This is a genomic window from Stenotrophomonas sp. 63632_Sma (genome assembly GCF_056482875.1).
This window is the reverse complement of record NZ_CM151220.1, coordinates 2,020,417-2,045,548: the sequence shown is the minus strand read 5'-3', so window position 1 is coordinate 2,045,548 and position 25,132 is coordinate 2,020,417. Positions and strand designations below refer to the sequence as shown.

General features: G+C 67.3%; 22 protein-coding genes. 2 read left to right on the top strand and 20 right to left on the bottom strand.

What is annotated here, in order from left to right; translation table 11 throughout:
• Positions 1–148 precede the first annotated feature (148 nt).
• The 15 genes from ACZK45_RS09535 to ACZK45_RS09465 form a co-directional block, all read right to left on the bottom strand.
• Positions 149–3,106 carry a TonB-dependent receptor plug domain-containing protein gene (locus ACZK45_RS09535; RefSeq protein ID WP_478445766.1) on the bottom strand — a complete coding sequence of 986 codons (2,958 nt, stop codon included), beginning with the start codon at positions 3,104–3,106 and terminating at the stop codon, positions 149–151.
• A 403-nt stretch (positions 3,107–3,509) separates the two neighbouring features.
• Positions 3,510–4,241 (bottom strand): copper homeostasis protein CutC, encoded by a 732-nt coding sequence (locus ACZK45_RS09530; protein WP_478445765.1) that lies wholly within the window; start codon positions 4,239–4,241, stop codon positions 3,510–3,512.
• Positions 4,238–5,236 (bottom strand): glycosylasparaginase, encoded by a 999-nt coding sequence (locus tag ACZK45_RS09525; RefSeq protein WP_478445764.1) that lies wholly within the window; start codon positions 5,234–5,236, stop codon positions 4,238–4,240. The genes ACZK45_RS09530 and ACZK45_RS09525 overlap by 4 nt, the downstream gene beginning before the upstream one ends.
• Positions 5,237–5,287: 51 nt before the next feature.
• The gene (locus tag ACZK45_RS09520; protein ID WP_478445763.1) at positions 5,288–6,310 is read right to left on the bottom strand and encodes a glucokinase; all 1,023 of its coding nucleotides are present in this window, start codon (positions 6,308–6,310) and stop codon (positions 5,288–5,290) included.
• Positions 6,311–6,394: 84 nt separating this feature from the next.
• Positions 6,395–6,679: a hypothetical protein gene (locus ACZK45_RS09515; RefSeq protein ID WP_005409434.1), complete on the bottom strand. Its 285-nt coding sequence runs from the start codon at positions 6,677–6,679 to the stop codon at positions 6,395–6,397.
• A 36-nt stretch (positions 6,680–6,715) separates the two neighbouring features.
• Positions 6,716–8,305, bottom strand: coding sequence for a calcineurin-like phosphoesterase C-terminal domain-containing protein (locus tag ACZK45_RS09510; protein WP_478445762.1), 1,590 nt, complete (start codon positions 8,303–8,305; stop codon positions 6,716–6,718).
• Positions 8,306–8,459: 154 nt separating this feature from the next.
• The gene (gene hisIE / locus ACZK45_RS09505; protein ID WP_125892824.1) at positions 8,460–9,080 is read right to left on the bottom strand and encodes a bifunctional phosphoribosyl-AMP cyclohydrolase/phosphoribosyl-ATP diphosphatase HisIE; all 621 of its coding nucleotides are present in this window, start codon (positions 9,078–9,080) and stop codon (positions 8,460–8,462) included.
• A complete protein-coding gene (gene hisF, locus ACZK45_RS09500; protein ID WP_005409431.1) occupies positions 9,070–9,846 on the bottom strand; it encodes an imidazole glycerol phosphate synthase subunit HisF in 777 nt (258 codons plus the stop codon). Before hisF ends, hisIE begins: the two co-directional genes overlap by 11 nt.
• Positions 9,840–10,574 carry a 1-(5-phosphoribosyl)-5-[(5-phosphoribosylamino)methylideneamino]imidazole-4-carboxamide isomerase gene (hisA, locus tag ACZK45_RS09495; protein WP_478445761.1) on the bottom strand — a complete coding sequence of 245 codons (735 nt, stop codon included), beginning with the start codon at positions 10,572–10,574 and terminating at the stop codon, positions 9,840–9,842. Before hisA ends, hisF begins: the two co-directional genes overlap by 7 nt.
• On the bottom strand, positions 10,571–11,173 hold the full coding sequence (hisH, locus tag ACZK45_RS09490; protein ID WP_478445760.1) for an imidazole glycerol phosphate synthase subunit HisH: 603 nt from the start codon (positions 11,171–11,173) through the stop codon (positions 10,571–10,573). Before hisH ends, hisA begins: the two co-directional genes overlap by 4 nt.
• Positions 11,170–12,243: a bifunctional histidinol-phosphatase/imidazoleglycerol-phosphate dehydratase HisB gene (gene hisB, locus ACZK45_RS09485; protein WP_180847202.1), complete on the bottom strand. Its 1,074-nt coding sequence runs from the start codon at positions 12,241–12,243 to the stop codon at positions 11,170–11,172. Before hisB ends, hisH begins: the two co-directional genes overlap by 4 nt.
• Positions 12,240–13,334 (bottom strand): histidinol-phosphate transaminase, encoded by a 1,095-nt coding sequence (gene hisC / locus ACZK45_RS09480; RefSeq protein ID WP_478445759.1) that lies wholly within the window; start codon positions 13,332–13,334, stop codon positions 12,240–12,242. The genes hisB and hisC overlap by 4 nt, the downstream gene beginning before the upstream one ends.
• Complete coding sequence (gene hisD / locus ACZK45_RS09475; protein ID WP_293798043.1) at positions 13,331–14,626, bottom strand: histidinol dehydrogenase; 1,296 nt, start codon at positions 14,624–14,626, stop codon at positions 13,331–13,333. Before hisD ends, hisC begins: the two co-directional genes overlap by 4 nt.
• On the bottom strand, positions 14,623–15,534 hold the full coding sequence (gene hisG / locus ACZK45_RS09470) for an ATP phosphoribosyltransferase (RefSeq protein ID WP_010482592.1): 912 nt from the start codon (positions 15,532–15,534) through the stop codon (positions 14,623–14,625). The genes hisD and hisG overlap by 4 nt, the downstream gene beginning before the upstream one ends.
• 34 nt (positions 15,535–15,568) lie before the next feature.
• Positions 15,569–15,877: a YerC/YecD family TrpR-related protein gene (locus tag ACZK45_RS09465; RefSeq protein WP_088025802.1), complete on the bottom strand. Its 309-nt coding sequence runs from the start codon at positions 15,875–15,877 to the stop codon at positions 15,569–15,571.
• A 248-nt stretch (positions 15,878–16,125) separates the two neighbouring features.
• Between ACZK45_RS09465 and ACZK45_RS09460 the strand changes: the two genes are divergently transcribed.
• Positions 16,126–17,477, top strand: a protein-coding gene (locus ACZK45_RS09460) for an IS3-like element ISStma2 family transposase (RefSeq protein WP_478445758.1) whose coding sequence is annotated in 2 segments (ribosomal slippage) — positions 16,126–16,573 and positions 16,573–17,477 — 1,353 coding nt in all. Because the reading frame shifts where the segments join, the coding sequence is not laid out codon by codon here.
• Positions 17,478–17,721: 244 nt separating this feature from the next.
• Here the strand turns inward: ACZK45_RS09460 and ACZK45_RS09455 are convergent.
• Positions 17,722–17,988, bottom strand: coding sequence for a hypothetical protein (locus ACZK45_RS09455; RefSeq protein WP_293798049.1), 267 nt, complete (start codon positions 17,986–17,988; stop codon positions 17,722–17,724).
• Between the two features lie 26 nt (positions 17,989–18,014).
• On the bottom strand, positions 18,015–19,412 hold the full coding sequence (hisS, locus tag ACZK45_RS09450) for a histidine--tRNA ligase (RefSeq protein WP_014037003.1): 1,398 nt from the start codon (positions 19,410–19,412) through the stop codon (positions 18,015–18,017).
• A gap of 127 nt (positions 19,413–19,539) precedes the next feature.
• Between hisS and ACZK45_RS09445 the strand changes: the two genes are divergently transcribed.
• Positions 19,540–20,292: a Crp/Fnr family transcriptional regulator gene (locus ACZK45_RS09445; RefSeq protein WP_032127414.1), complete on the top strand. Its 753-nt coding sequence runs from the start codon at positions 19,540–19,542 to the stop codon at positions 20,290–20,292.
• A gap of 96 nt (positions 20,293–20,388) precedes the next feature.
• On the opposite strand, the gene thrC is transcribed toward ACZK45_RS09445, so the two are convergent.
• The 3 genes from thrC to thrA are packed head-to-tail and all read right to left on the bottom strand — an operon-like array spanning position 20,389 to position 25,120.
• The gene (gene thrC, locus ACZK45_RS09440) at positions 20,389–21,675 is read right to left on the bottom strand and encodes a threonine synthase (RefSeq protein WP_253143648.1); all 1,287 of its coding nucleotides are present in this window, start codon (positions 21,673–21,675) and stop codon (positions 20,389–20,391) included.
• A gap of 29 nt (positions 21,676–21,704) precedes the next feature.
• Positions 21,705–22,619 carry a homoserine kinase gene (locus ACZK45_RS09435; RefSeq protein ID WP_049462022.1) on the bottom strand — a complete coding sequence of 305 codons (915 nt, stop codon included), beginning with the start codon at positions 22,617–22,619 and terminating at the stop codon, positions 21,705–21,707.
• On the bottom strand, positions 22,616–25,120 hold the full coding sequence (gene thrA, locus ACZK45_RS09430; protein ID WP_478445757.1) for a bifunctional aspartate kinase/homoserine dehydrogenase I: 2,505 nt from the start codon (positions 25,118–25,120) through the stop codon (positions 22,616–22,618). Before thrA ends, ACZK45_RS09435 begins: the two co-directional genes overlap by 4 nt.
• Between the last annotated feature and the right edge of the window lie 12 nt (positions 25,121–25,132).

Genomic DNA, 25,132 nt, shown 5'->3' with positions numbered 1-25,132 from the left:
GATGCGGACAGGCTAAACCTTGCCATCGTGGGAAGGTCAAATCCAGCCACCCCGGGGTTCATGAAGGGATTCATCCACGCATGGCGTGGATCTACCGGGCGGACGGGGGCGCCTTGCGGATCAAGGCCCGACGCCCCCGCTGTCCGCCTCAGAAGGTGAACACGTACTCCAACGCGAACTCGCGGCCAACCGCGCCGAGCAGGCGGGTCGGGGCGAAATCGTAGTCCAGCTTGTACGGGTCCTTGTGGTTCCAGCTGGCCGAGTTGAACGCGTTGTTGACGTAGACGTTGACCTTGGCGTGCTCGGTCACCTGGTAGCCCACGTTGAAGTTCCAGGTGATGAACGGCCCGACCCGCCCGTAGTAGCGCGCCGTCTGCTGGCCGGCGTTGGGATTCGGATTCGGCGAGCCGTCCGGACGCGTCGCCGGCTCCAGGCAGTTGAGCGACGGGCTGTCGCTGGGCACGTAACCATCGGCGAACGGCAGGCAGCCGCCAGGATTGTTCAGGCGATCGGTGCCCCAGTGGTAGCGCACGCCCGGCACCGAACCGATGCGATCGGCATAGACGTTGGCATTCCAATTGCCACGCTGCCAGGCCAGGCTCGCGCGCAGCTTGCTGCGCAGGTCACGGTCACGACGCTCCGGGTTCGGATCGTTGGCGTAACGCTGTTCCTTGGTTGAGATCTGGTTGGTGTAGTTCAGGCCGAGCTGGAAGCTGCCCCACTGCGCGGTTTCCAGGCGATAGCGCGCGGTCAGGTCGATGCCGCGCACTTCGCGGCTGGCCAGGTTGAACGGGCCGCGCTCGATCGATACCAGGCGGCCGTTGCTGTCACGGTTCACGCGGGCCAGGATGCCAGCGCAATACTCGCCACCGGCCGGATTGGCCCACGGCGTACCGTCCATGTTCTTGCCGGTCAGGCAGCCCGCTTCGCTGGCCAGCACCTCGTCGGCGCCAACGTCGACGATCATGTCTTCCAGCTTGATTGCCCAGTAGTCGGCACTGACCGACAGATTGGGCATCACGTCCCAGACGAAACCGACCGTCCACGAATCACCGGTCTCCGAGCGCAGCAGCGGCGTGCCACGCCGGTTCACGTCGAACGTGTACCAGACATCGGTATTGCCCACGCCACAGTTGTTGACCAGGTACGCGCCGCTCTGGATGCAGCGCAGGCGGTCATAGGTCTGCACTTCGGAGCTGCTGGGCTGGCCCAGCAGGTAGTGCATGTCCGGCGCATGGAAGCTGGTGGCATAGGAGCCGCGCACCAGCAGCGACTCCACCGGGCGCCATTCCAGGCCGACATTCCAGGTGGTCTCCTTCTGGCTGCCGATGTCCAGCGCTTCGCCGCTGTTGTCAGCCTTGTAGCTGCCATAGCGGTCATAGCGCGCGGCCGCAGTGGCGGTCACGCTTTCCAGCAGCGGAATCTTGAACTCGACACCGGCCGAATAGCGGGTGCGCTCGCCGCCACCGCGATCGACGTTCTGCAGGTCGAAGTCGATGCCGGCGCGCGGATCCGGACTGAGGTGGTAGCCCTGCTGCGCGACTTCGGCCACCGCCGCGAACGAGATCGGGCCGGCCCAGCCCTGGAACAACTCGCCGGTGATATCCGCCGAAGCCTGATTGACCCATGAGGACGCACGGTTCTTCGCCACGGTGCCCATCTGCCAGTACTGATCCGGCGTCAGCGGGTTCCACCAGCGCGATTCGTTCAACGCATAGATCGCCTCGCCGTCGGCGGTAGTGCCCAGCTTCGGGCCGAGGAAATAGTCGTACGACTTCTGCTTTTCGACCACGTTCTGCCGCTCTTCAACGCGGTAGTAGGAACGCCCCACCGTGGCGCTCCAGTCGAAGCGATCGGCCAGGCGACCACGCAGGCCCGCACTCCAGTCCCAAGACAGTTCGCGGTTGGTGTTACGCAGCGTATCCAGGCCGCCCACCTCGTTCGGGGTGAACTGGCGCACGCCGAGGATCGGGCGGTTGCGGTTGGCATCCCAGTAGTAGCCGTTGTCATCGTCGATCAGCGACACGCCGGGCGGATTGGTGCCCCAGATCGCTTCGGAGCGGTACACCGCCAGGTTGGTCCAGGCCTGCAGGTCATTGCTGAAATCGAAGGTGGCATACAGGTTGCCGGACACGTTCTCGGCACCGCCGGTGAGCAGCCAGTTGGCGTAGTCGGCGCTCATGCCGCACAGGCGGCCGGTGTTGGTGATGATGTTGGCGGCGTAGTTGTAGACCAGGCGATCGGCGGTGTAGTACTCGCCATCGAACTTCTCGCAGGTGCCGGTGGGCGGCGCCAGGCGCTGGCCGGTGGTGGGATCGATCAGCGCCAGGCCGGCGGTGGGACGGAAGCCGACCTTGCGTTGTTCCATGTTCCAGGACGGGTACGGCGCATCGTCGGCATCGTCCATCTGCGGACGGTCACGTCCGAACAGCGGATCGCGCTTGGTGTACTGCAGCGCGTAGGTCACGCTCCAGTTGTCGCCGGTCCTGCCGCCGGCCCAGGACAGATCCCAGGTATCGCGACCGCCTTCGGTGGAGGTGCCGCCGCGCACGCGCACTTCGTCGCCGTCGTAGTTCGTCTTCAGGATGACGTTGACCACGCCGGCGATCGCATCCGAGCCATAGATGGCCGAGGCGCCACCGGTCAGCACTTCGATGCGCTCCACCGCGGCAGCGGGAATGTTGCCGTAGTTGGAGAAGTTGGTTTCGCCGCCGTAGGGCAGCGGGTAGTCCGCTACGCGACGCCCGTTGACCAGCAGCAGCGAACGGTTCGGGCCCATCCCGCGCAGGTTCAGGCCGCTGGCATTGGGCGTGTGCGAACCCCACTGCGAGGCCGCCTCGACGGTACCGGTGGCTTCAGTGAGCGTCTTCAGTGCGTCGTAAACGCTGACGAAGCCTTCCTTCTGGATCTGTGCGGCGGTGATCACGTTGACCGGCGCTGGGCCTTCAACGCTGGCGCGCTTGATGCGCGAACCGGTGACGGTGACCACGTCGAGATCCTTGGTGGACGAACTGGCGGCCTCCTGCGCGCTGGCCGCCAGGGGCAACAGGGCCAGGACCAGGGCCTGGGACAGCAGGTGACGACGCTTGCGGACGATCTGAGCCATGGGTGGTTGCTCTTCGAAAGTGTGGACGCACGGACGGGTGGTGGCGCGGCACTACGGCTGATCCGGGCACCTGGATCGGTTCAAGACCGTCCCGACACCCTCCCCTGTGGATCGATCCAAACTAAAGCACAGCTGAACCACGCCCGGCATGCGGCGACGCAGCAACACCCTGCGGAATACCGCTGACGGCCTTCACCAGCCATGACAATCAAAGAGTTGCGTGATATCGCTGAGAGAACAGCGCACGAAGTGGTGACACGATTGCGACAAACGCGCGCGGAACGGTTTTGTCCGTGGCGGGCCGGCGTACGGGGTCGGATCCCCTCACCGAGGGGCTCTGACCCGACTGCATCCAGATGGGGTCAGAGCCCTTCTGCGAAGGGATCCGACCCGGGGCTTGCGATCAGGCGTCCAGCGCCTGCCGCAGCGCGGCCACGGTCGCGGTGCTGGTCTGGCTCCAGTCCGGGTCCAGCCCTCGCAAAGCCGGGTTCTGGAACTGCATGGCCGAGCGCCGCAGGCCCTTGGCCGAGGCGTGCAGTTCGGTGCAGCCGGTCTGCCTTGCCACGGTAGCGATGTTGCCCGGTGCCAATCCGGCACCAGCCATCACCGTAATGCGGCCTGCTGCCTGGGTAACGAGGCCTGCCAGCACATCGGCACCCGCCTCGGCACTGACCTGACCGCCCGAGGTCAGCACGCGCTGGCAGCCCAGCCCGATCGCCTGCTCCAGCGCGGCGGGCAGATCGCGGGCGGCATCGAAGGCGCGATGGAAGGTCACCTGCAACGGCCCGGCAGCCTGCACCAGCTCGCGGCACAGCGCCACGTCGATCCCGCCCTGTACATCCAGCGCGCCGATCACCACGCCATCGCAGCCCAGTGCGCGGCACTGCGCGATGTCACGCAGCATCAGTTCGGCTTCCAGCCCGTCGTAGTGGAAGTCGCCCGGGCGCGGCCGCACCAGCACGAACAGCGGAATCGACAGGCGTTCGCGGGCAATCGCAATGCTGGCGAACGACGGTGTGGTGCCGCCTTCGGCCAGGTTGTCGAACAGCTCGATGCGGTCGGCACCGCCGGCCTGCGCGGCCAGCGCCGATGCCAGCGAATTGCTGGCGATCTCCAGGGTGAGCCGCGTGCTCACGTCTGGGTGCTCGTGTAGATCGATGGCGAGTCGCGCAGGTCATCCTGGCGCTGCCCATCGCAGACCGCGTAGACAAAGCCGCGATGCAGCGCGTAAGCGCCGACCTCGCCCTGCTTGTTCATGGCCAGGAAGCAGACCTGCAGTGTCTTGCTCGCTTCCGGGCGCTTGCGCACCACGCGGTCGATCGCTTCGCGGCAGGCCTGCGCCGGCGAGCGCCCCTGGCGCATCAGCTCGACCACCAGGAACGAGGCGGCGTTGCGGATCATCTCTTCACCCACGCCCGAAGCGGTGGCCGCGCCCACTTCGTTGTCGACGTACAGGCCGGCACCGATGATCGGACTGTCACCAACGCGACCGTGCAGTTTCCACGCCATGCCGCTGGTGGTGCAGGCACCGGCCAGATGGCCCTTGGCATCCAGTGCCAGCATGCCGATGGTGTCGTGGTTGTCACTGTTGCCGGGAATACCACGGCGCTCGGCATTGATCTGCGGCTGGTACTTCTCGGTCTTCAGCCACTCGCGCCAGGCCGCTTCGGCCTGCGGCGTCAGCAGGTGCTTGCGCTCGAAACCCTGCTGCACCGCGAACTGCTGCGCGCCCTCGCCCACCAGCAGCACGTGCGGGCTGTTCTCCATCACTTTGCGCGCCACCGACACCGGATGCAGGATGTCGACCAGCGCCGCCACCGCACCACAGCGGCCATCGCCGTCCATGATGCTGGCGTCCAGGCTCAGCACGCCGTCGCGATCCGGATTGCCGCAATGGCCGACGGTGGGGTTGCACAACTCGCTCTCGGCCCAGCGTGCGCCAGCTTCGACCGCATCCAGCGCGCTGCCGCCCTGCGCCAGTACCTTCCATGCGGCCTGGTTGGCCGGTACGCCGAAGTCCCAGGTCGAAACCACCCTGGCCCCACCCTGCGTGCGCGCCTGCACGCCCGGCAATGCCGCCATGCCTGCGGCCAGTGCACCGGCCTGCAGGAACTGCCTGCGATCCACCATCGTCCCCTCCCAGTCTGCAATGCATGGCCGGCCCGATGCCGGCCCTGCCGATCAGTCGTGCGTGGGTTGCCGCGCTGCGTGCCAGACCGCTGCACCGAGCACACCCAGCTGGCCGTGCTCCACCCGCCACACCGGTACCTGGCGCAGCACTTCGGTCAGCACACCCTTGTTGAGGAATCGCTCACGGAAGCGGCCATCGGCCAGGAAATCCTGCACATGCGCGGAAATGCCCCCGGCCAGATACACCGAGCGCGCGCCGACGGCGATCGCCGCGTCGCCGGCCAGGCTGCCCAGCCAGGCACAGAACACCTGCAGCGTTTCCACCGCCAGTGCATCCTCGCCGCTACGCGCGGCGCCAATCAGCGCCTCGGTGCTGGTCCACACCGGGGTGACACCGCGCAGTTCGCACAGGCACGGGTACAGGTTCATCAGGCCACTACCGGACAGCACGCGCTCGTTGTCCACGTGCGGCCAGCGCTGCAGCAGCTTGCCCAGCACCTGCAGTTCCAGCGCGTTGCCGGCGCCGAGCGCGGCATGGCCGATCTCGCTGGCCAGCACCGGGCGCTCGCCATCGGCAAAGCGCAGTGCAGCGCCCAGGCCGGTACCCGCGCCCAGCACCAGCGCCGGGAAGGCTTGGGCTGGATCGGCGTCGCCATTCAACGGCACCAGGGTTTCCGGCTGCAGGTACGGGATGGCCAGCGCCACCGCTTCGAAATCATTGATCAGCTGCAGTTCGCGCAGCCCAGACTGTTCGCGCGTGGTCGACAGCGAGACCGTCCACGGCAGGTTGGCATTGATCAGCACATCGCCATCGAGCAGACCGGCGATGGCCACCACTGCGGTCTGCACCGGCTGGCCGAGACCAGCGGTGAAATCGGCCAGGATCGCGGCCAGGCTGGGGTGCTCGGCGCAGGCATAGGTGCGATGGCTGCCCAGCAGCGGCGCCTGGCCGGGTTGGGTCTCAGCCAAGGCCAGACGGGCGAAGGTGCCGCCGACATCGGCGACAACGAGACTGCGCGGAAGACCGCCGCGGGCGGAGTCGGTGGAAACCGGGGACGCTGCTGCGATGGTCACGCTGGCCTGCTTGGATCGATTGAATCGCCCCGATTCTCAGGCATCGGGGCGGCTTTGCCTAGCACGCCGATGGTTCAGGTTGGCCTACATGCCTTCCTGTTCGGCCACCTGCACACCATCCACCAGCACGCGCAGCCGCTGCGGGCGGAAGCCGGCAAACAGCAGCGGCCGGGTGCGCTCGACCAGCACTTCGTGGCCGGCGATGTGACGCAGCCACGACTGTACCAGCGAGAACGAGAAGTGGGTGCCCGGATGCAGCGGGTGCTGCACCCAGACCTTCTCGGTGGCGCTCTGCAGCAGCATCGCGCCGGTGAACCAGTGGCGGCTGAGCGTCACCGGCGTGGTGCCGGCCATGAAGCGGATATCCATGCGGGGTCCTTTCGCGTTGGGCAGCGGCGCCCTGGATCAGGGCTGGGCAGTCTGCAGGCTGTAGCTGGTGGTCGCGGTGAACACTGCACCATCAGGCTGGGTGGAGCGTACCTCGACCTTGTGGCTGCCCACGGCCAGATCGGTCGGCAACGCGCCGCGCCACAGGTGCGGCGATGCAGTGGCCTCCGGCGAGCGGTCGTAGCCGCGCAGGTTGCTGGCCAGATCATCGGCCACGTTCTCCACCATCAGGCGCGGATCGGGCTGGCTGACCTGCTTCATCGGCTGCCACGCGCCGCCATCCACGCGGTACTCGACCACGCTGGCGTCCTCACCCATGTAGACGTTGGCGTAGACACCCCACGCCGGATAGGCCCCCTGGCGCAGTACCTTCGGTGCATGCAGGCCGATCTGCTCGCTGGCCGGCTGGCCAGCCACGCGGTACTGCAGCTTGTAGCTGCCGTTGCCGGCCACATCGAGCAGGGCATAGCCCTTCGGCGTGCCATCGCTCATGGTGCTGTCCGGCACGCCAGCGGCATTCTTCACCCCCGACCAGAACGCACCGCAGTTGGCACCGACGTTGTATTCGTGCAGCGGCTTGTCGCCGTTCCAGCCCTCGGCCTTGCCGTGGTAGACGTGCTGCTGGGTGTGGCTGTGGCCGCTGAGCACCAGCACGTTGCGGAAGTCCTTCAGCAGGTCGAACAGGCGCTGGCGGTCGGCGTGACGGAAGGTCTCGCGCCCCGGCGCCGCGTCGAACAACGGGATGTGCATGCCCAGCACCAGCAGGCGGTCCTTGTGCAGGCCCTTCAGGTAACTGGCAAGGAAGGCGAACTGGTCCTCGCGCAGGCCGCCGATGTACTTCGGCTTGGCCTTGGGGTCGTAGACCACGTCGTCCAGGAACACGAAGCTGGCGCCACCCTCTTCCACCGCGTAGGTGTCCGGGCCGTAGATGTTGCGCCAGCTGTCCAGCGAATGCTCATCGCTGGCCGCATCGAAATCGAGATCATGATTGCCCGGCACATGGAACCACGGCACGCCGAGCGCGGTGGTGACCTTGTTGATCGCCGGGTACAGGGTCAGGTCATCGTTGACGATGTCACCCAGGGTGGTGCCCATGCGCGCCCTGGTCTGGCCAACCAGTGGCGCCACGATCGACTGCTGGTAGTAGCCGATGTCCTTCAGGCTGGCGGTCTGCGAATCGGTGAACACCAGCATCTGGAAGCCGCGCCGACTGTCATGGCGATCCGACTGCAGGGCGAAATCCCAGTTGCGGGTGACGTCGCTGGTCGCGGCGATGCCACCGTACTTCAGTGCGGGCGAGCCATTCGGGCGGTAGTGGCGCCAGAACGACGGCAGGCCGTCGGTCGCCTTCGGGAAAGAATACGCATCAGGCTTGATCACGAACACGGTCTGGCCGTCGCGCACCGGCAGGCTGTAGCTGCCGTCGGCGGCGGTCTTGACGATGGCCTCGCCGTTGGAGACCTGCACCCCGGCCAGGCCCGGATCAGTCGCGCCGCGCCCGGGCCTGCCGTCGCGCTCCAGATAGACCTTGCCGCTGACCACGGTATCCGCGGCCCAGGCCGGCGAAGTCAGCAACAGGCAGCACAGCCAGGTGGCAGGCAGTTTCATGGGCGGTCCGGGAAAGAAAGACCGCCTATTGTAGATTCCGTTGATGACATCGCGCACGCGGTGGCGCATTGCCGGTAGTGCCGGCCGCTGGCCGGCATCCAGCCGATGCCCGACGATCATGAGGTTGCCGGCCAGAGGCCGGCACTACCGTTCCTCAACGATGGCGCTTTTCCAGCACCGCCCGCGCATCATCCAGCGACAACCCGCGCGCGCGCAGCAGCACCAGCAGGTGATACAGCAGGTCCGAGGCCTCGCCCAGCAACGCCTCGTCGTCCTGTGCCACCGCCGCCAGCGCCGTCTCCACGCCCTCCTCGCCCACCTTCTGCGCGATGCGGCGGATGCCGCCCTCGAACAGGCTGGTGGTGTAGCTGCCTGGCGGGCGCTGTACCTCACGCATCGCCACCAGCTGGCCCAGCCCGCCCAGGAAATCCTTCGGTGCCCCGTCGAAACAGCTCTCGGCACCGGAGTGGCAGGTTGGCCCGGCCGGGCGTGCAATCACCAGCAGGGTGTCGGCATCACAGTCGACGCTGATCGACTGCACCACCAGCACGTTGCCGGACTGCTCGCCCTTGGTCCACAACCGCTGCTTGCTGCGGCTGAAGAAGGTCATGTGACCGATGGCCAGCGTGGCCGCCAGCGAATCGGCACTGACATAGCCCAGCATCAGCACCTGCAGGGTGTCGGCATCCTGCACCACCGCCGGCAGCAGGCCGTCGCCCTTGCCCCAGTCCAGCGCCTGCAGCGCATCCAGCGACGGCCTCACTTCAATAGACATCCCGCACCTCGATCTGCTGTCCGCGCAGGTAGCGCTTCAATTCTGGAATGGCGATGGCGCCGCTGTGGAACACACTGGCCGCCAACGCGCCGTCGACATCGGCCTGGTCGAAGGCCTCGGCGAAGTGCTCCATCGCACCGGCACCGCCCGAGGCGATCAGCGGCACCTGGCACAGGGCCCGCGCCTGCTGCAGCTGCACGACATCGTAACCACGGCGCACGCCGTCGCTGTCCATGCAGTTCAGCACGATCTCGCCAGCGCCACGCCGTTGTGCTTCGACAATCCAGTCCAGCGTGCGCAGCGGCACCGCTTGGGTCTTGTCCGGGTCGCCACTGAAACGGCGAACCCGCCACTGGCCATCCGCCTCGCGCACCGAATCGACACCGACCACCACGCACTGCACGCCAAACTCGTCTGCCAGCTCGGTGATCAGCTCCGGGCGACCCAGCGCCGGCGAGTTGATCGACACCTTGTCGGCACCGGCGAACAGCACGCGGCGCGCGGTTTCCACGCTGTCGATGCCACCGGCCACGCAGAACGGAATATCGATCAGGCGTGCGATGCGCTCGATCCAGGCGACGTCCACCGAACGCGCTTCGGGGCTGGCACCGATGTCATAGAACACCAGCTCGTCGGCGCCCTGGTCGCGATAGCGCTGGGCCAGTTCGGCGATGTCGCCCATGTCGACGTGGTCGCGGAAGCGCACGCCCTTGACCACGCGACCATCGCGCACGTCCAGGCACGGAATGATGCGTCGGCTCAACATGCCAGCGCCTCCGCCAGGTCCATGCGCTGCTCCAGCAGCGCCTTGCCGAGGATCGCACCGCCGCAACCTGCGGCACGGGCTTCTGTCACATCGGCCACGTCACGGATACCGCCGGAGGCCTGCACGGTCACGCCCGGCAGCAGCGCCGACAGGTGCTGGTAGAGGCTGATGTTGGGCCCGGCCAGCATGCCGTCGCGGGCGATGTCGGTGCACAACAGGTGGCGCATGCCGGCACGCGCATAACGCTGGGCCAGGTCATCCAGGGTCACGCCGGCGTTCTCGGTCCAGCCGTGCACCGGCAGCTGCCATTGGCCCTGGGCATCCTGGCGGGCATCCAGCGCGATGGTGATGCGCTCGGCACCGAACTCTTCCAGCCACCCGACCACGTCGTCGGGGCGGCGTACTGCCAGCGAACCCACCACCACGCGGCCGGCGCCGGCGTCGAAGATGCGCGCCACGTCGTCGCGGCCGCGCACACCCCCACCGGTCTGTACCTGCAGCGGGGTCTGCGCACGAATGGATGCCAACAGCGGCGCCAGCGTGTAGCCACCTGCGCGTGCAGCATCCAGGTCGACCAGATGCATCCACTGCGCGCCCTGCGCAGCGAAGGCCTGTGCACGCGGCAGCGGATCGTCGCCATACGAGGTTTCCTGTGCGTAGTCACCTTGGCGCAGCCGCACCACGCGGCCATCGCGGATATCCAGCGCGGGGTAGACGATGAAACTCATGCAGCAGTGCCCTCGAGGAAATTGCGCAGCATCAACGAACCGGTATCGCCGGAGCGCTCGGGGTGGAACTGTGCGCCGTAGTAACGCCCCTGCTCCACCACGGCAGTGAACAGGCCACCGTGGTCGCAGGCAGCAACAGTGTGGGTATTGAGTGGCGCGGCATAGCTGTGCACGAAGTAGGCGCTGGCGCGCTCCGGCACGCCTTGCAGCAGCAGCGATTCGCGCAGCGGGAGCAGGCGGTTCCAGCCCATGTGTGGCACGCGGATGCCGCAGGCCGGTACCAGCTTGCGCACCACGCCCGGAATCAATCCCAGTGTCTCGACGCCGGCCTCCTCGGACCGCTCGAACAGCAGCTGCATGCCCAGGCAGATGCCCATCAGCGGCACCTCCAGTCGCTGCAGCGGTTCCACCAGGCCCTGCGCATGCAGGCGCTGCATGCCGGGACCAGCGGCGCCGACGCCGGGCAGGATCACCCGCTGCGCACCGACCAGACCGTCCGCATCGCGCACCAGCCGCACCGTCGCACCCAGGCGCTCCAATGCATAGCGCACCGAGCCCAGGTTGGCACCACCGGCATCAATCAGCGCGACGTCACTCACAACGCCCCCTTGGTACTCGGCAGTGCCGTGCCCTGGCGGGCCAATGCCGGGCGCAGTGCGCGCGCCAGTGCCTTGAAGCAGGCCTCGACCTTGTGGTGGTCGTTGTCGCCGCGAACCTGCAGGTTGAGGTTCAGGCCGCTGGCATCGCACAGCGAACGGAAGAAGTGCGGCACCAGCTCGGTCGGCATATCGCCCACGCGCTCACGCTTGAACTCGCCCTCGAACACGAAATAGGGGCGGCCGCTGAAATCCAGCGCAGCGCTGGCCAGGGTCTCGTCCATCGGCAGGGTGAAGCCGTAGCGGCCGATGCCGCGCTTGTCGCCCAGCGCCTCGCGCAGGGCCTGACCCAGCGCCAGCCCGGTGTCCTCGATGGTGTGGTGCTCGTCGATGTGCAGGTCGCCTTCGGCCTGGATGTCCAGCGCGAACCCGCCGTGCTTGCCGATCTGTTCCAGCATGTGGTCGAAGAACGGCAGTCCGGTGGCGATGCGCGCATCACCGGCACGGTCCAGATCCAGTTCAACACGGATCTTCGTCTCCTTGGTGTTGCGCTGGACCACCGCGGTGCGTGGCGCGTCGGCCAGTGCGTGGGCGATGCCCGGCCAGTCCCACTCGCCACCGAACTGTTCGGTGCGCAGCTGGAAGCCACGGATGTTGAGGTTGTCGGCGAACTGCAGGTCGGTGATGCGGTCACCAACCATGCCCGAACGCGCCCAGTCGATGCTGCGGTCCTGCAGGTAGCCTGTCATCAAGCCGATGCCCGGCTTGCGGGTCGGCGCCTTGTCCTGCGGCCAGCTGCAGTCGATCAGCACGTCACGGAAGGTGATGCCCTGGCTTTCGAAGATCTGCAGCATCAGGTCGTTGGGGCCATCGAAGCTGGCGCGCGGGTAACTGTCGCTGCCGAGGCCATCCTGATTGGTGACGATCACGAACTGGTAGCCGGCATCGCGCAGCTTCAGCAGCGCCGGAATCACCTGCGGCACGAAGCGCAGCTTCTCGTAGGCGTCGATCTGGAAATCGGACGGCTCCTCGATGAGGGTGCCGTCGCGGTCGATGAACAGGATCGGTGTCATGCTGCGGCCCTCCGCGCCGACAGGGCCGCAAGCACGCGGTCATTCTCTTCGGGGCTGCCGATACTGATGCGCAGTGCATCACCCAGCTGCGGCGCGGCGCGCTGGTCGCGCACCACCACACCGGCATCCAGCAAGGTGTCGAACGCTGCCTGCACATCAGCGAAGCGGACCAGCAGGTAGTTGCCGGCCGAGCGGTACACGCGGCGAACGCCAGGCAGGCCCGGCAGCACCGCGAACAGGCGCTCGCGCTCGGCGATGACCGTGGCCACGCGCTCGGCGGTGCGTGCCAGTGCGGCCGGCTGCAGCGCCTGCACGGCCAGCTCGGCGCACGGGGTCGGCACCGGGTACGGCGCCTGGCAGCGCCGCAGTACGGCAATCAGTTCCGGCGCGGCGATCAGGGTGCCGATGCGCGCGGCCGCAAGTGCGTGCGCCTTCGACAACGTGCGCAGCACTGCCAGATTGGCATGCGTGGCCAGCAACGTGGTCGCCGACGGGCGCTGCGCATACTCGACATAGGCCTCGTCCACCACCACCAGCGCCTGCCCACGCAAGGCAACCGCCACGCGCTCGACCTCGTCCAGGGTGATATCGCTGCCGGCCGGGTTTGACGGTGCGCACAGGAACACCAGCGTGGCATTGCGTGCCCTGGCCGTGTCGATCACAGCATCCAGATCGGCACGCAGGCCGTCTTCGGTATCCACCAGGGGCACTTCAATCAGTGCGGCGCCCTGCAGGCGCGCGCAGACCGCGTACATGCCAAACACCGGCGGCGTGACCAGTACGCCATCGCGGCCCGGCACGCACAGGGCACGCACCAGGAGATCAATGGTTTCGTCGCTGCCACGGCCGATCAGCAGCTGCGGCGGCGTCACGCCGTACAGCGCCGCCAGGCCCTCACGCAACGCCAGCGGCTGCGGCTCCGGATAACGCCGGCTGCTGCCCGCGGCGTCGGCCGGATTGGCCCAGGCCGACTCGTTGGCGTTCAACCAGACCTCGCCCTGCACCGCCGCGCTGCGCGCCGAACTGTAGCCGGCGAAGGCCTGCAGATCGGGGCGCACCAGTGCGAGCACCTCATCGATAGCCGCGTTCATGCCGCTGCCTCCATGCGAAGCGCAACCGCACGCTCATGCGCATCCAAGCCTTCGGCGCTGGCGATGATGCGTGCGCAGCCGCCGATTGCCGCCAATCCTGCAGCGCTGGCGCTCTGTACGCTGATCAGGTTCTGGAAGCTGGCAACGCTGACGCCGCTGTAGGCACGTGCGGCACCGGCGGTGGGCAGCACGTGATTGGTGCCGCTGCAGTAGTCGCCCAGCGCTTCGGGGGTGTAATCGCCCAGGAACACCGAGCCGGCGGCCTGCACCTTGTCCAGCCACGCGCGCGGATCGCGCAGGGCCAGGATCAGGTGCTCGGGCGCATAGCGGTTGCTGATCGCGAAGGCCTCGTCCAGCGAATCGACCTGGATCAGCCGCGACGCCGACAACGCCTGTCGCGCGATCTGCTGGCGCGGCAGCAGGGCCACCTGGCGCTCCACCGCTGCCTCGACCGCCGCCAGCATCGCGGGGTCGTCGGTCAGCAGCAGTACCTGCGAATCCGGACCGTGCTCGGCCTGCGACAGCAGGTCGGCGGCAACGAACGCCGGATTGGCGCCGGCATCGGCGATCACCAGTACTTCGGAGGGACCAGCCGGCATATCGATGGCGGCGGCGCCATCCTGTGCGACCTGCTGCTTGGCTTCGGTGACGAAGCTGTTGCCGGGCCCGAATAGCTTGTCGCAGGCCGGAATGCTGGCCGTGCCATAGGCCATCGCGGCGATCGCCTGCGCGCCGCCCAGCTTGAACACGCGCTGCACGCCGGTCAGGCGCGCGGCCACCAGCACTGCCGGATCGGCGCTGCCATCGGCGCGCGGCGGCGTGCACAGCACCACCTGCGGGCAGCCGGCCAACTGCGCCGGAACGCCCAGCATCAACGCGGTGGACGGCAACGGCGCGCTGCCGGCCGGTACGTACAGGCCCACCCGGCCGATCGGGCGCAACATGCGTTCACAGACCACGCCCGGCGCGGTTTCAACTGCATAGCCTTTGCCCATGCCAGCGGCGTGGAAGCGCGCGATGCGTTCGGCGGCTTCGACCATCGCCTGTCGCAGTTCGGCGGGCACGGCGGCTTCGGCAGCGGCGAATTCGGCTTCGGAAACTTCAAACGAGGCCAGCTCGACACGGTCGAAACGTGCAGTAATCGCACGCAATGCGTCGTCGCCCTGCGCGCGCACCTGTGCGATCAGCGCGGCCACGGCATCGCGGGTCTGCTGCGCCACGGTCTGCACCGGGCGGGTCAATGCCGCGCTGCGCGCAGCTTCATCAAGTCGGGACCAGATCAGACGGTTCATGCCAGCGACCGCTCCACGCTCAGTACCATCAGGCCCTGCGCACCGGCGCGCTCGAGTTCCTCCATGCGCTGCCAACTCAACGGACCCGGGCACATGGTCTGCAGGCGCAGCGCGCCGCCATCGGCCGGCAGCCGCACCAGCGGCTCGGCATCGGCCAGCAGCTGTGCCAGCGCATCGACGCGATCCTCGCTGGCACGGAACATCAGCAGCTTGCGGTCCTGGCGCTGCACCACGCCGTCGAGGCGGCGCAGCAGCATCGCACGCAGCGATGCACGCGCATCATCCGGGACACGCACCGCGCCGGCCAGCACTGCCTCGCTGTCGAGCAGATTGTGCACCGGGGTCAGCTGATTCGCGCGCAGGGTGGCGCCGCTGGACACCAGATCGCAGATCAGGTCGGCGGTGCCCAGGCGCGGGGCGATTTCCACCGAACCGGACAGCTCGACCACCTGTGCGTCCACGCCCTGCTCGGCCAGCCACTGCTTGAGGATGGCCGGGTAGCTGGTGGCGATGCGGGTGCCGGCCAGCTGCGCCGGACCCTGCCACTGCCATTCCTCGGGCACCGCCAGCATCAGCCGGCACTGGCCGAAGCCCAGCCCGCGCAGCGCCTGGTAGGCGTCCGGCAGGCCGATCTGACGGCGTGCCGCGGCCTGTTCGTCCAGCTCGTTGCGGCCGACGATGCCGAGGTCGCAGACGCCGTCGGCGATCAGGCCGGGGATGTCGTCGTCGCGCACCAGCAGCAGGTCCACCGGCAGCGATTCGCCGTAGCAGAACAGCTTGTCGCGGCTCTCGCGCCAGCTCAGGCCGCAGGCGCTGAGCAGGTTGCGCGCGGGTTCGGCCAGCCGGCCACTCTTCTGGATGGCGATACGCAACCGGTCTCGTGCCGGCGCTGCCTGGGTTGCACTCATGGGGGAGGTCTCGAAGTTCGGAACGGGGCGCGGATCAGCGCGAAGCAAGGCGGTCGATGGCGGCGGCATAGCCTCGATGGCCATGCTCAAGCGTGCGTGCCACCCGTCCGGTGGTGGTCACGCTGACGCCGGTGCGCTCGTGGATCTCGCGGTACGGCACGCCCTGCTGCAGCAGCGGCACCACTTTCCAGCGGTCGGCCATGGCTTCCAGCTCGGCCGGGGTGCACAGATCACGCAGGAAGGCTTCGACCTGTTCCGGTTCGCGCAGGGCGGCAAAGGCTTGGGCCAGGGCTTCCAGGTCGGCCTTCGGGTCTTTGGCGGCAATCTCGGGGCGGGCTTTCACGGGGTTGTTTCCATGCATCAATGTAATAGCGCGTTAGTACATTAACGCATTCTTGCGCAGTGCGTCAAATCGAGGGTTGAGGGGGCGGCAGGGCTGCTGCCCTGCACCCGCAGAGGCAAGAGCCAGAGCAACAGCAAAAGCCGGTTTCCTGAGCGTTGGCGGGCAGGGTCCGGTGGCAGGGGACGCCGTAAACCCGTCCATGAAGTGACCCCCGGGAGTTGGACACCAGATCCAACCCCGAGGGATACATGAACAAATACGACGCGCGTTTCAAACTGCAGGTCGCCAAAGAGGCCTGCAAGACCTCCACATCGGTCAAAGCCATTGCCCGTCGCCACGGCCTGGAGTTCTCCACGGTCAGGCGCTGGGTGGCGACCTATCGGCTGCATGGTAGGCGGGGATTTCATCGCCAGGCCCGGTCCTATGACCTCCCGTTCAAACTGGCTGTCCTGGAGAAGATGAGCCAGGACGGCTTGTCCGGGCGGGAGGCCACCACCTACTTTCAAATTGGCGATGTCGGCGCGGTGGGGCGATGGCGGCGCCTGTATGCTCAAGGCGGTGCCCAAGCGTTGGCACCCCCTCCGCCGCCGCCCCGAAAGCCGATGAAAAAGACCCGTTCGTCCAAGCCACCTGAGGATATGAGCCGCGATGAGCTGCTCAAGGAAGTCGCCTATCTGCGTGCGGAGACCGACTACCTAAAAAAACTCGATGCCTTGATCCGGGAAGAGCAGGCGGCGCAGGACGCAAAGCGCAAGCCGTCCAAGGATTGAGGCAGGTTCATACGCTGTCGCTTCTGCTCGAAGCAGCTGAGCTGTCACGCAGTACGTTCTATTACCAGAACCATGTCCTGGCCCATCCGGATCAGGATGAGGCAGCCCTGTGCGAGCGCATCCGTGCAATCTACGATCAAAGCCAAGGGCGCTATGGCTATCGCACGGTGACGCTGGAATTAGCCAATCAGGGTCATCGGACCAATCACAAGCGGGTTCAGCGCCTGATGGGGGAGATGGGACTGAAATCGCGGGTGCGTGTGAAGCGCTACCAGGCCTTCAAGGGGGCGGCCAATGTTGTGGTTGGCAATGACCTCAATCGCCAGTTCCATGCCGAGCGGCCCAACCAGAAGTGGGTGACTGACGTGACCGAGTTCAAGGTGCAGGGCATGAAGCTGTACCTGTCGCCGATCATGGACCTCTACAACGGCGAAATCGTGGCTTATCAGATCAAGCGTCGGCCCGTATTTGATCTGGTGGGTCAAATGCTGGAGGAGGCCATCAAGAAGCTTTCCCCGGATGAGCGCCCGATGATCCACTCCGACCAGGGCTGGCAGTACCAGCATGAAAACTACCGGCATATGCTGGAAAAGCACTCGTTGAAGCAAAGCATGTCCCGGCGCGGCAACTGCCTGGACAATGCGGCGATGGAGAGCTTCTTTGGAACGCTGAAGTCGGAGTTCTTCTACCTGAACAGCTTTGACAGCCTCGAGAGTCTGGAGGCTGGGCTGGTGGAATACATCCAGTACTACAACGAAGAGCGCATCAAACTGAAACTGAAAGGTCTGAGCCCGATAAAGTACCGGGAGCAGGCCCAATCGGCCGCCTGACCCCGTCCAAGTCTCGGGGGTCACTTCACCATGGGGGCTTGGTCGCGGCATCCATGCCGCTCACACCCCTGCCACCGGCCCCACCCCGCCTTCGACAGTTTCCCGTGATCTTTCAGAACGGCGTGGGTCGGATCGAAACCGGCTTTTGTAGAGTCGAGCCATGCTCGACTGCTGTTCGCCCTAAAACGCAGAACGCCCACCAAAAGGCGGGCGTTCTGCTTTCAAATCAACAACCTGGCCCGACTCAGGGCAGGCAGCGCACCTCGGCCTGCAGCGCTCCGCGCCGCAGGCATTCGCCGAACAGGCTGCCCTGCCGGCTCGGCAGGGACTGGATGTTCTCCAACGCCCCCGCTCCCGCCCGGCACGTCCGCGAGGCCAGGGCCTGCAGATCGTCCTCCAGCTGTGCGCGGTCGATCGCATGGCAGCGATCAACCGCCAGCCGGTACTGCGCCGGCCCGATCCGCGTGCTGTGCAGCGACGGATCGCTCCGGCAGCCCGCCAGCAGGAGCACGCTCAGCACTCCTGCGGCGGCACGCTTCACACCATCGCCTTGGACTGCTCCAGCTCCACCAGAAGGGTGCTGGCCAGTTCGTCGCGCGACACTTCGAACTGCTGCTCGCGCAGCAGGTCCTTCACCGCAACCACACCGCGCGCCAGTTCATCCTCACCCGCCAGCACCACGAAGCGGATGCCTGCCTTGGCCGCGTACTGGAACTGCTTGCCGATCTTCTTCGGCTCCATCTGCACTTCGGTGTTGATGCCACCGGCACGCAGGCGGCGGGCAATGTCCAGCGACTGCGGCATGCCCTGCTCGTCCATCAGTGCAACCAGCGCCTGTACGCTGCTGGCTTCGATGCCGTCGATCAGGCCGGCCTCACGCAGCTGCCAGAACAGGCGCGACAGGCCGATGGAGATACCGACGCCCGGCAGCTTCGACTTGCTGTAGTGGCTGGCCAGGTCTTCGTAGCGGCCGCCCGAGCAGATCGAGCCGATCTGCGGGTGGTCGGTCAGCGTGGTCTCGTAGACGGTGCCGGTGTAGTAATCCAGACCGCGCGCGATGGAGAAGTTCAGGCAGTACGCGGTTTCCGGCACGCCCAGCGCCTGCACCAGCTGCAGCACTTCGCGCAGTTCGGCGACGCCGGTGCGCAGGATCTCCGAAGAACCGGCGTCGGCTTCCAGCGTCGCCAGCTGCGCCAGCGCATCGGCATGGCCCTGCGAACGCACGGCGACGAACGCCAGAATCTTCTCGACCTGTTCTGCCGGGATGTTGAAGCCCTCGCCCACCAGCGTCTCGCGCACATAATCGGCGCCGCGCTTGTCCAGCTTGTCCACTTCGCGCAGCACCGCCAGCTGGCGCTCGCCTTCGGCCACGCCCAGGCTCTCGAAGAAGCCGCGCATCAGCTTGCGGTTGTTCAGCTGGATACTGAAATCACCGATGCGCAGTTCAGAGAACACCGCATGGATGACCGCCAGCACTTCGGCGTCGTACCGCACGCTCAGGCTGTCCTTGCCGATCACATCGATGTCGCACTGGTAGAACTCGCGGAAACGGCCGCGCTGGGCGCGCTCGCCGCGGTAGACGCGCTGCATCTGGTAACGGCGGAACGGGAAGGTCAGTTCGTGTTCGTGCTCGGCCACGTAGCGCGCCAGCGGCACGGTCAGGTCGAAGCGCAGCGCCATTTCCGGCAGCGAGCGATCGCCCGACTCGGCCGCGTTCGCCAGCGCCCCGGTGGACTGCACGAAGTACACCTGGCGCTCGGTCTCGCCACCGGACTTGGTCAGCAGCACGTCGGACAGCTCGAACACCGGCGTCTCCACCGGCAGGAACCCGAAGCGCTCGTAGTTGCGGCGGATGACGTCCAGCATGCGCTGGAACGCAATCTGCTCGCGCGGCAGCAGTTCAAGGGTGCCGGGCGGGGTACGGGGCTTGATCACGGGCGGAACTCCTGCTGGAACGGGACGTGGGAGGGGGCGACATTCTAGCGCCCCCGCCGCGGGCAGGGTCGAACGGCCGCTTGAAGTATCATAAGGCCCTCCCCGCCCGCGATACGCCCCCCGCAACATGTCACGGCCTTCCGGCGCTCCGCCCGCCACCAACGATCCCGCCTCGCCGTCCTGCACCACGCTGGACTGCCTGCACTGCTCGGTTCGCCACCTTGCGGTGTGCTCGGCGCTGTCGCCCGATGAAGTGCAGGCGCTGGAGCAGGTCACCGTCTCGCAGCAGGTCAGCATGGGCAGCACGCTGGCCCGCACCGGTGAAGAGCGCGACCATGTCTATACATTGACCGGCGGCGCACTGCGCCTGGTGCGCACCCTGGCCGACGGCCGCCGCCAGATCAACGGCTTCGTGCTGCCCGGCGACTACCTGGGCCTGAGTGGCAGCGACCACCATCGCTACGACATCGAGGCCATCGCCGACAGCCGCGTCTGCCGCGTCGCGCTGCCACAGATGAAGGCCCTGCGCAGCCGTTTCCCGCACCTGGAGCGCAAGCTGCTGCAACGTGCCTGCCAGGAGCTGGATGCCGCACAGGATGCCGCGCTGGCACTGGCGCGCCTGCAGCCGGCCGAGAAGCTGGCCGATTTCCTGCTGCGCCTGGCCGCGCGCGAGGCCAAGCTGGGTGGCGACGGCCTGCGCGTATCGCTGCCGATGGGCCGCGGCGATATCGCCGACCATCTGGGCCTGACCATGGAAACGGTCAGCCGTACCTTCACCAAGCTGCGCCAGCAGGGGTTGATCGCCTTGCCCCACCTGAACGTGGTGGAGATCCTCGACGAGGATGGGCTGCGTACGCTGGCCGGTGAAGGGTTGATCTGACCGTATCGCGGTCCGTGGGGTTGCCGGCCAGCGGCCGGCACTACCCGAATGCATTTCCCTGGTAGTGCCGGCGCCTACAACCGCGTCCCTCTCCGATCAGCGCAGCAGTACCTCACGCAACGCCGCGTAATCGGCCGCCAATGGCTCGGCGTGCGCCGGCCGCTGCAGCAACGCATCCAGCGCAGGCGGCACCGCCACCCCTTCGCCGATCAGCGGCTCGACCACGGCCTCGAACTTGGCCGGATGCGCCGTGGCCACCACCGCCCAGTCGCCCTTGGCACCGCGTGCACGCAGGTCCTGCAGCACCTTCACCGCCGTCGCCGTGTGCGGACAGAACAGCTCGCCATTGCTGGCATGCGCCGCCGCAATCGTCGCGCGGATGGTCACGTCATCCACCGCGAACGCACGGAACGCAGCACGCAGTTCCGCGTCGTCGCCGTGGTAGAGCCAGCGCATTCGCTCGAAGTTGCTCGGCGCCCCCACATCCATTGCATTGGCCACCGTCGCCACACTGGCCTGCGGCTGGTAGTCGCCGCCATTGAAGTACACCGGCAGCACGGCATTGGCATTGGTGGCCAGCACGATCTGGCCGATCGGCACACCCAGCGCGCGCGCCAGCACGGCCGCCATCGCATTGCCCAGGTTGCCGGTCGGCACCACCAGATTGAGCCGGCGACGATGCGCCGCGTAGTGGCTCAACGCCGCATGCGCGTAATAGCTTATCTGCGGTAGCAGTCGGCCCAGGCTGATGCTGTTGGCCGAGCTCAACGGCACCTGCGCCTGCAGTTCGCGGTCAGCCAGTGCCTGCTTGACCATCGCCTGGCAATCGTCGAACGCACCCGCCACACGCAGGGCCTGGATGTTGTCGCCGAAACAACCGAGCTGATGCGCCTGGCGCGGAGATACGCGGCCATCCGGATACAGCACCACCACGCGCACGCCGGGCTGGCGATGGAACGCCGCCGCAACGGCGGCACCGGTATCGCCGGACGTGGCCACGACAATGGTCAGGTCACGGTCCTTGCCGGCCTGCAGCCGCGACAGCGTACCGGCCAGGAAGCGCGCGCCGATATCCTTGAACGCCGCCGTTGGCCCGTGGAACAGCTCCAGCACGTGGTCGCCGTCACCGAGCGCACGCAGCGGCACCGGAAAGTCGAACGCCTCACGACAGATCGCCGGAAGCGCAGTCTCGAGTGCATCGCCAGCAAAGAACGGCATCAGCAGATCGGCGGCGGTATCGGCCAGGGTCGCCCCGGCCTGCAGCTCGCGTGGCGCCGGCAGCATCTGCGGAACGTACAGCCCGCCATCGGGCGCCAATCCGGCGGCGATCGCCGCGCTGAGGCCAACGGCCGGAGACTGGCCGCGGGTCGAAACAAATTGCATGGGTTCGGTATCCAGTAAAGGGGTAGGATTCAGCACAAGCGGGCTCCCGGTGCATCCAGCGGTGACACCCAGGCATCGCTGTCAAAACCTGCGGCGGCGAATGCCGCCTGCACCGGTGTGGCGGCGGCACGCGCCTGGTCGGCATCCTCGAACCAGGCGAACACGCTGGGACCGGCACCGGAGATGCCTGCGCCCATTGCATTGGCCGACAGCGCCGCATCACGGGCGGCTTCGAAGCCGGCAATCAATCCGGCCCGTCGCGGTTCGACCAGCACATCGCGCAGGCCCGCGCGTACCAGCGCCGCGTCACTGCGATGGCAGCCACTGAGCACCAGCGCGAGGTTCGCGCTCTGCGCCACGAACTCGCCCAGCGCATAGCTGCCCTGCAGGGCCTGGCGTGCGCGGCGTGTTTCCAGCACCGCATGCGGATGCACCAGCAGGCTGTGCCAGGTAGCCGGCACCGGAATCGGCAGCAGCCGGTCGGCCGTGCACAGCGCAAGACCACCCAGCAGCAGCGGCCCCACGTTGTCACCGTGGCGGCCACCACTGGCCACCGCCTCGCCATCCAGCGCAAACGGATACAACGCCTCGCGCGACAGCGGCACATCCAGCAGCGCGTTGGCGGCGACCAGCGCCGCAACACTCGACGCTGCCGAACCGCCCATGCCGGAACCGAACGGAATGCCCTTGTCGATCTCCACCGCGAAACCGAAGTCCAGGCCCAGCCCTGCGCGCAGCGACATCAACGCTGCACCCGCAGTGTTTCCAGCCGCATCCAGCGGCAACTCAATGGCACTGCCGCGGATCGCCTCGATGCGCACCAGCGGCTCATCGATGCGGCGCACGCTCACGGTATCGCCAATGCCGGCAATGGCATGGCCGAGAATATCGAAGCCCACCGCCACGTTGGCCACCGAGGCAGGCGCGAACGCACGTGCGATCACAGGCGCGCTCCTTCACCGGCCGCGACCCGCAGCAGGTCGGCGAACACACCGGCCGCGGTGACTTCCGGGCCGGCGCCCGGCCCCTGCACCACCAGCGGGTTGTCGCAGTAACGGCGGGTACGGAACTGGACCACGTTGTCGGTCAGCCGCAGGTTGGCGAAGGCATGATCGGCCGGCAGTTCCTGCAGGCCGACCGAGGCGCCGTCGGCACCCAGCCGTGCCACATAGCGCAGCACCGCCCCCCGCGCCCGCGCATCCTGCAGGCGTTGCAGCAGGCTGGCGTCGGACTCGCCCAGCCGCGCCATGAAGTCATCCACGCTGCCCTCGCGCAGCAGCGCCGACACAAGGCTTTCCACTTCAACCTGCTCAAGGCTGAGCGCGTGGCCGGCTTCGCGGGCGAGGATCACCAGCTTGCGCGCCACATCCACACCCGAAAGATCATCGCGCGGGTCCGGCTCGGTGTAGCCCATCGACCGCGCCTGCGCGACCAGCTGCGAGAACGGCTGGCTGCCATCGAAGCGGTTGAACAGCCAGGCCAGCGTGCCGGAGAAGATGCCTTCAATCGCCAGCACCTCGTCACCGGTATCGACCAGATCGCGCAGCGTGGTGATCACCGGCAGGCCCGCGCCGACCGTGGCCTCGTAGCGGAAGCGCGCGCCACTGGCCGCCGCTGCAGCACGGATGCGCTGGTAACGCGGCAGCGGCCCGGCACCGGCCTGTTTGTTGGGGGTGACCACATGGATGCCGGCCGCCAGCCAGCCCTCATAACGCTCGGCCACCTCGGCACTGCCACTGCAGTCGATCACCACCGCATGCGGCAGGTGGGCGGCCAGCAGGTGTTCGGTGAAACGATCCAGATCGCTGGACTCGCCCGCTTCGCGCAAGGCCTCCCGCCAGTCGGCGTGCAGGCCATCCACTTCCAGGCGCATGCGCGAACGCGAGGCCAGCGCGCGCAGGCGCAGATCCACATTGGCCTTGGCCAGCAGCTGCGGGCGTGCGGCAAGCAGCTGGTCCAGCAGTGCGGCACCGACGTTGCCCGGCCCGATCACACCGACCGCAAAGGTCTGCGGCGACAGCCAGAAGCCGGCATGTGCAGCGCGCAAGGCGCGGGTGGCATCGGCACTGTCCACCGCCACCGAAATGTTGCGTTCGGACGAGCCCTGCGCGATCGCCAGGATGTTCACCTGCGCACGGCCCAGCGCCTCGAACAGACGTGCGGCCACACCGGGCTGGCCGGCCATGCCGTCACCGACCGCGGCCAGCACGCTGACGCCTTCGCTGACCTGCACGCGCTGCACCTGGCCCACCGACAGCTCATGCGCGAACGCGTGCAGCAGTGCCTCGCGGCCACGGCCGGCTTCAGCAGCACGCACCACACAGCAGATCGAATGTTCCGACGACCCCTGCGAGATCATCACCACCGACACCTGCGCCTGGCGCAGGGCGGCAAACACGCGCTCTGCCGTACCCGGCACGCCGATCAGACCGGTGCCTTCCAGGTTCAGCAGGGCCAAGCCGGGGCTCAGGGTCAGGCCCTTCACCGGCCCGCGCGGCGAGCGCTCCGCGCTGATGCGCGTCCCCGGATGCGCCGGCTGGAAGGTATTGCGGATGAAGATCGGCAGGCCGAGGCGGATCGCCGGCGACATCGTCTGCGGGTGCACCACCTTGGCGCCGAAATAAGCCAGCTCGCAGGCCTCGTCGTAGCTCAGCGACTCCAGCTGCACCGCCTCGGGCACCAGCCGCGGGTCGGCCGACAGCACGCCGTCGACATCGGTCCAGATGTGCAGTTCATCGGCGTTGAACAGCGCGGCGAAGATCGCGCCGGAATAATCGCTGCCGTTGCGGCCGAGCGTGGTGATGCGGTCATGACGGTCACGGGCGACGAAGCCGGTAGCGACCAGGCGTGGCTGCGGATGCTGCAGGCGCCACTTGGCCAGGCGGTCGGCGCTGGCTTCCCAGTCGACATCCACGCCCAGTTCGCCATGCCCCACCACCAGTACGTCGCACGCATCCAGCACTGCACAGTCTGCGCCCAGCGCCTGCAGGTGCGTGCCGAGCAGCTGCGCGGAAAACACTTCGCCCAGGCCCTGCACGCGGTCGAGTACTTCGCGTGGCAGCTCGCCGATCACCGCCAACGCTGCCAGCACTTCGGCCAGTTGATCGAAGCGGGCGTCGATCCATTCGACGGTCTCGCCCACCTGCTCGCCCAGCAGGGCCACGGCGGCGCCACGATGGCGCGCGCGCAGCGCATGCCAGGCCTCGCGCCAGCCTTCGTCCCCCTTGGCTGCCAGCTGGGCCAGATCGATCAGTGCGTCGGTGACGCCCTTCATCGCCGAGACGACAGTGACCTGCAGCGATTCGGGGCGGGCCAGCAGCAGGCCGGCAACATGGCGGTAGCGTTCGGCATCGGCCACCGAGGTGCCGCCGAACTTGTGCACGACGATGGACGGTGCAGCCAGATCGGCCGGGGCAACGGGATGAGCGGGGGCGTGGGAAGACATGCAGACCTCGGT

Excerpts from the sequence above, each read along its gene's own strand:
- ACZK45_RS09535 (WP_478445766.1), bottom strand. The coding sequence starts at position 3,106 with ATGGCTCAGATCGTCCGCAAGCGTCGTCACCTGCTGTCCCAGGCCCTG.
- ACZK45_RS09510 (WP_478445762.1), bottom strand. The coding sequence starts at position 8,305 with ATGAAACTGCCTGCCACCTGGCTGTGCTGCCTGTTGCTGACTTCGCCG.
- hisD (WP_293798043.1), bottom strand. The coding sequence starts at position 14,626 with ATGAACCGTCTGATCTGGTCCCGACTTGATGAAGCTGCGCGCAGCGCG.
- hisG (WP_010482592.1), bottom strand. The coding sequence starts at position 15,534 with ATGAGTGCAACCCAGGCAGCGCCGGCACGAGACCGGTTGCGTATCGCC.
- thrC (WP_253143648.1), bottom strand. The coding sequence starts at position 21,675 with ATGCAATTTGTTTCGACCCGCGGCCAGTCTCCGGCCGTTGGCCTCAGC.
- ACZK45_RS09515 (WP_005409434.1), bottom strand. The coding sequence starts at position 6,679 with ATGGATATCCGCTTCATGGCCGGCACCACGCCGGTGACGCTCAGCCGC.
- hisB (WP_180847202.1), bottom strand. The coding sequence starts at position 12,243 with ATGACACCGATCCTGTTCATCGACCGCGACGGCACCCTCATCGAGGAG.
- hisC (WP_478445759.1), bottom strand. The coding sequence starts at position 13,334 with ATGAACGCGGCTATCGATGAGGTGCTCGCACTGGTGCGCCCCGATCTG.
- hisIE (WP_125892824.1), bottom strand. The coding sequence starts at position 9,080 with ATGTCTATTGAAGTGAGGCCGTCGCTGGATGCGCTGCAGGCGCTGGAC.
- ACZK45_RS09445 (WP_032127414.1), top strand. The coding sequence starts at position 19,540 with ATGTCACGGCCTTCCGGCGCTCCGCCCGCCACCAACGATCCCGCCTCG.
- hisA (WP_478445761.1), bottom strand. The coding sequence starts at position 10,574 with ATGAGTTTCATCGTCTACCCCGCGCTGGATATCCGCGATGGCCGCGTG.
- hisF (WP_005409431.1), bottom strand. The coding sequence starts at position 9,846 with ATGTTGAGCCGACGCATCATTCCGTGCCTGGACGTGCGCGATGGTCGC.
- thrA (WP_478445757.1), bottom strand. The coding sequence starts at position 25,120 with ATGTCTTCCCACGCCCCCGCTCATCCCGTTGCCCCGGCCGATCTGGCT.
- ACZK45_RS09525 (WP_478445764.1), bottom strand. The coding sequence starts at position 5,236 with ATGGTGGATCGCAGGCAGTTCCTGCAGGCCGGTGCACTGGCCGCAGGC.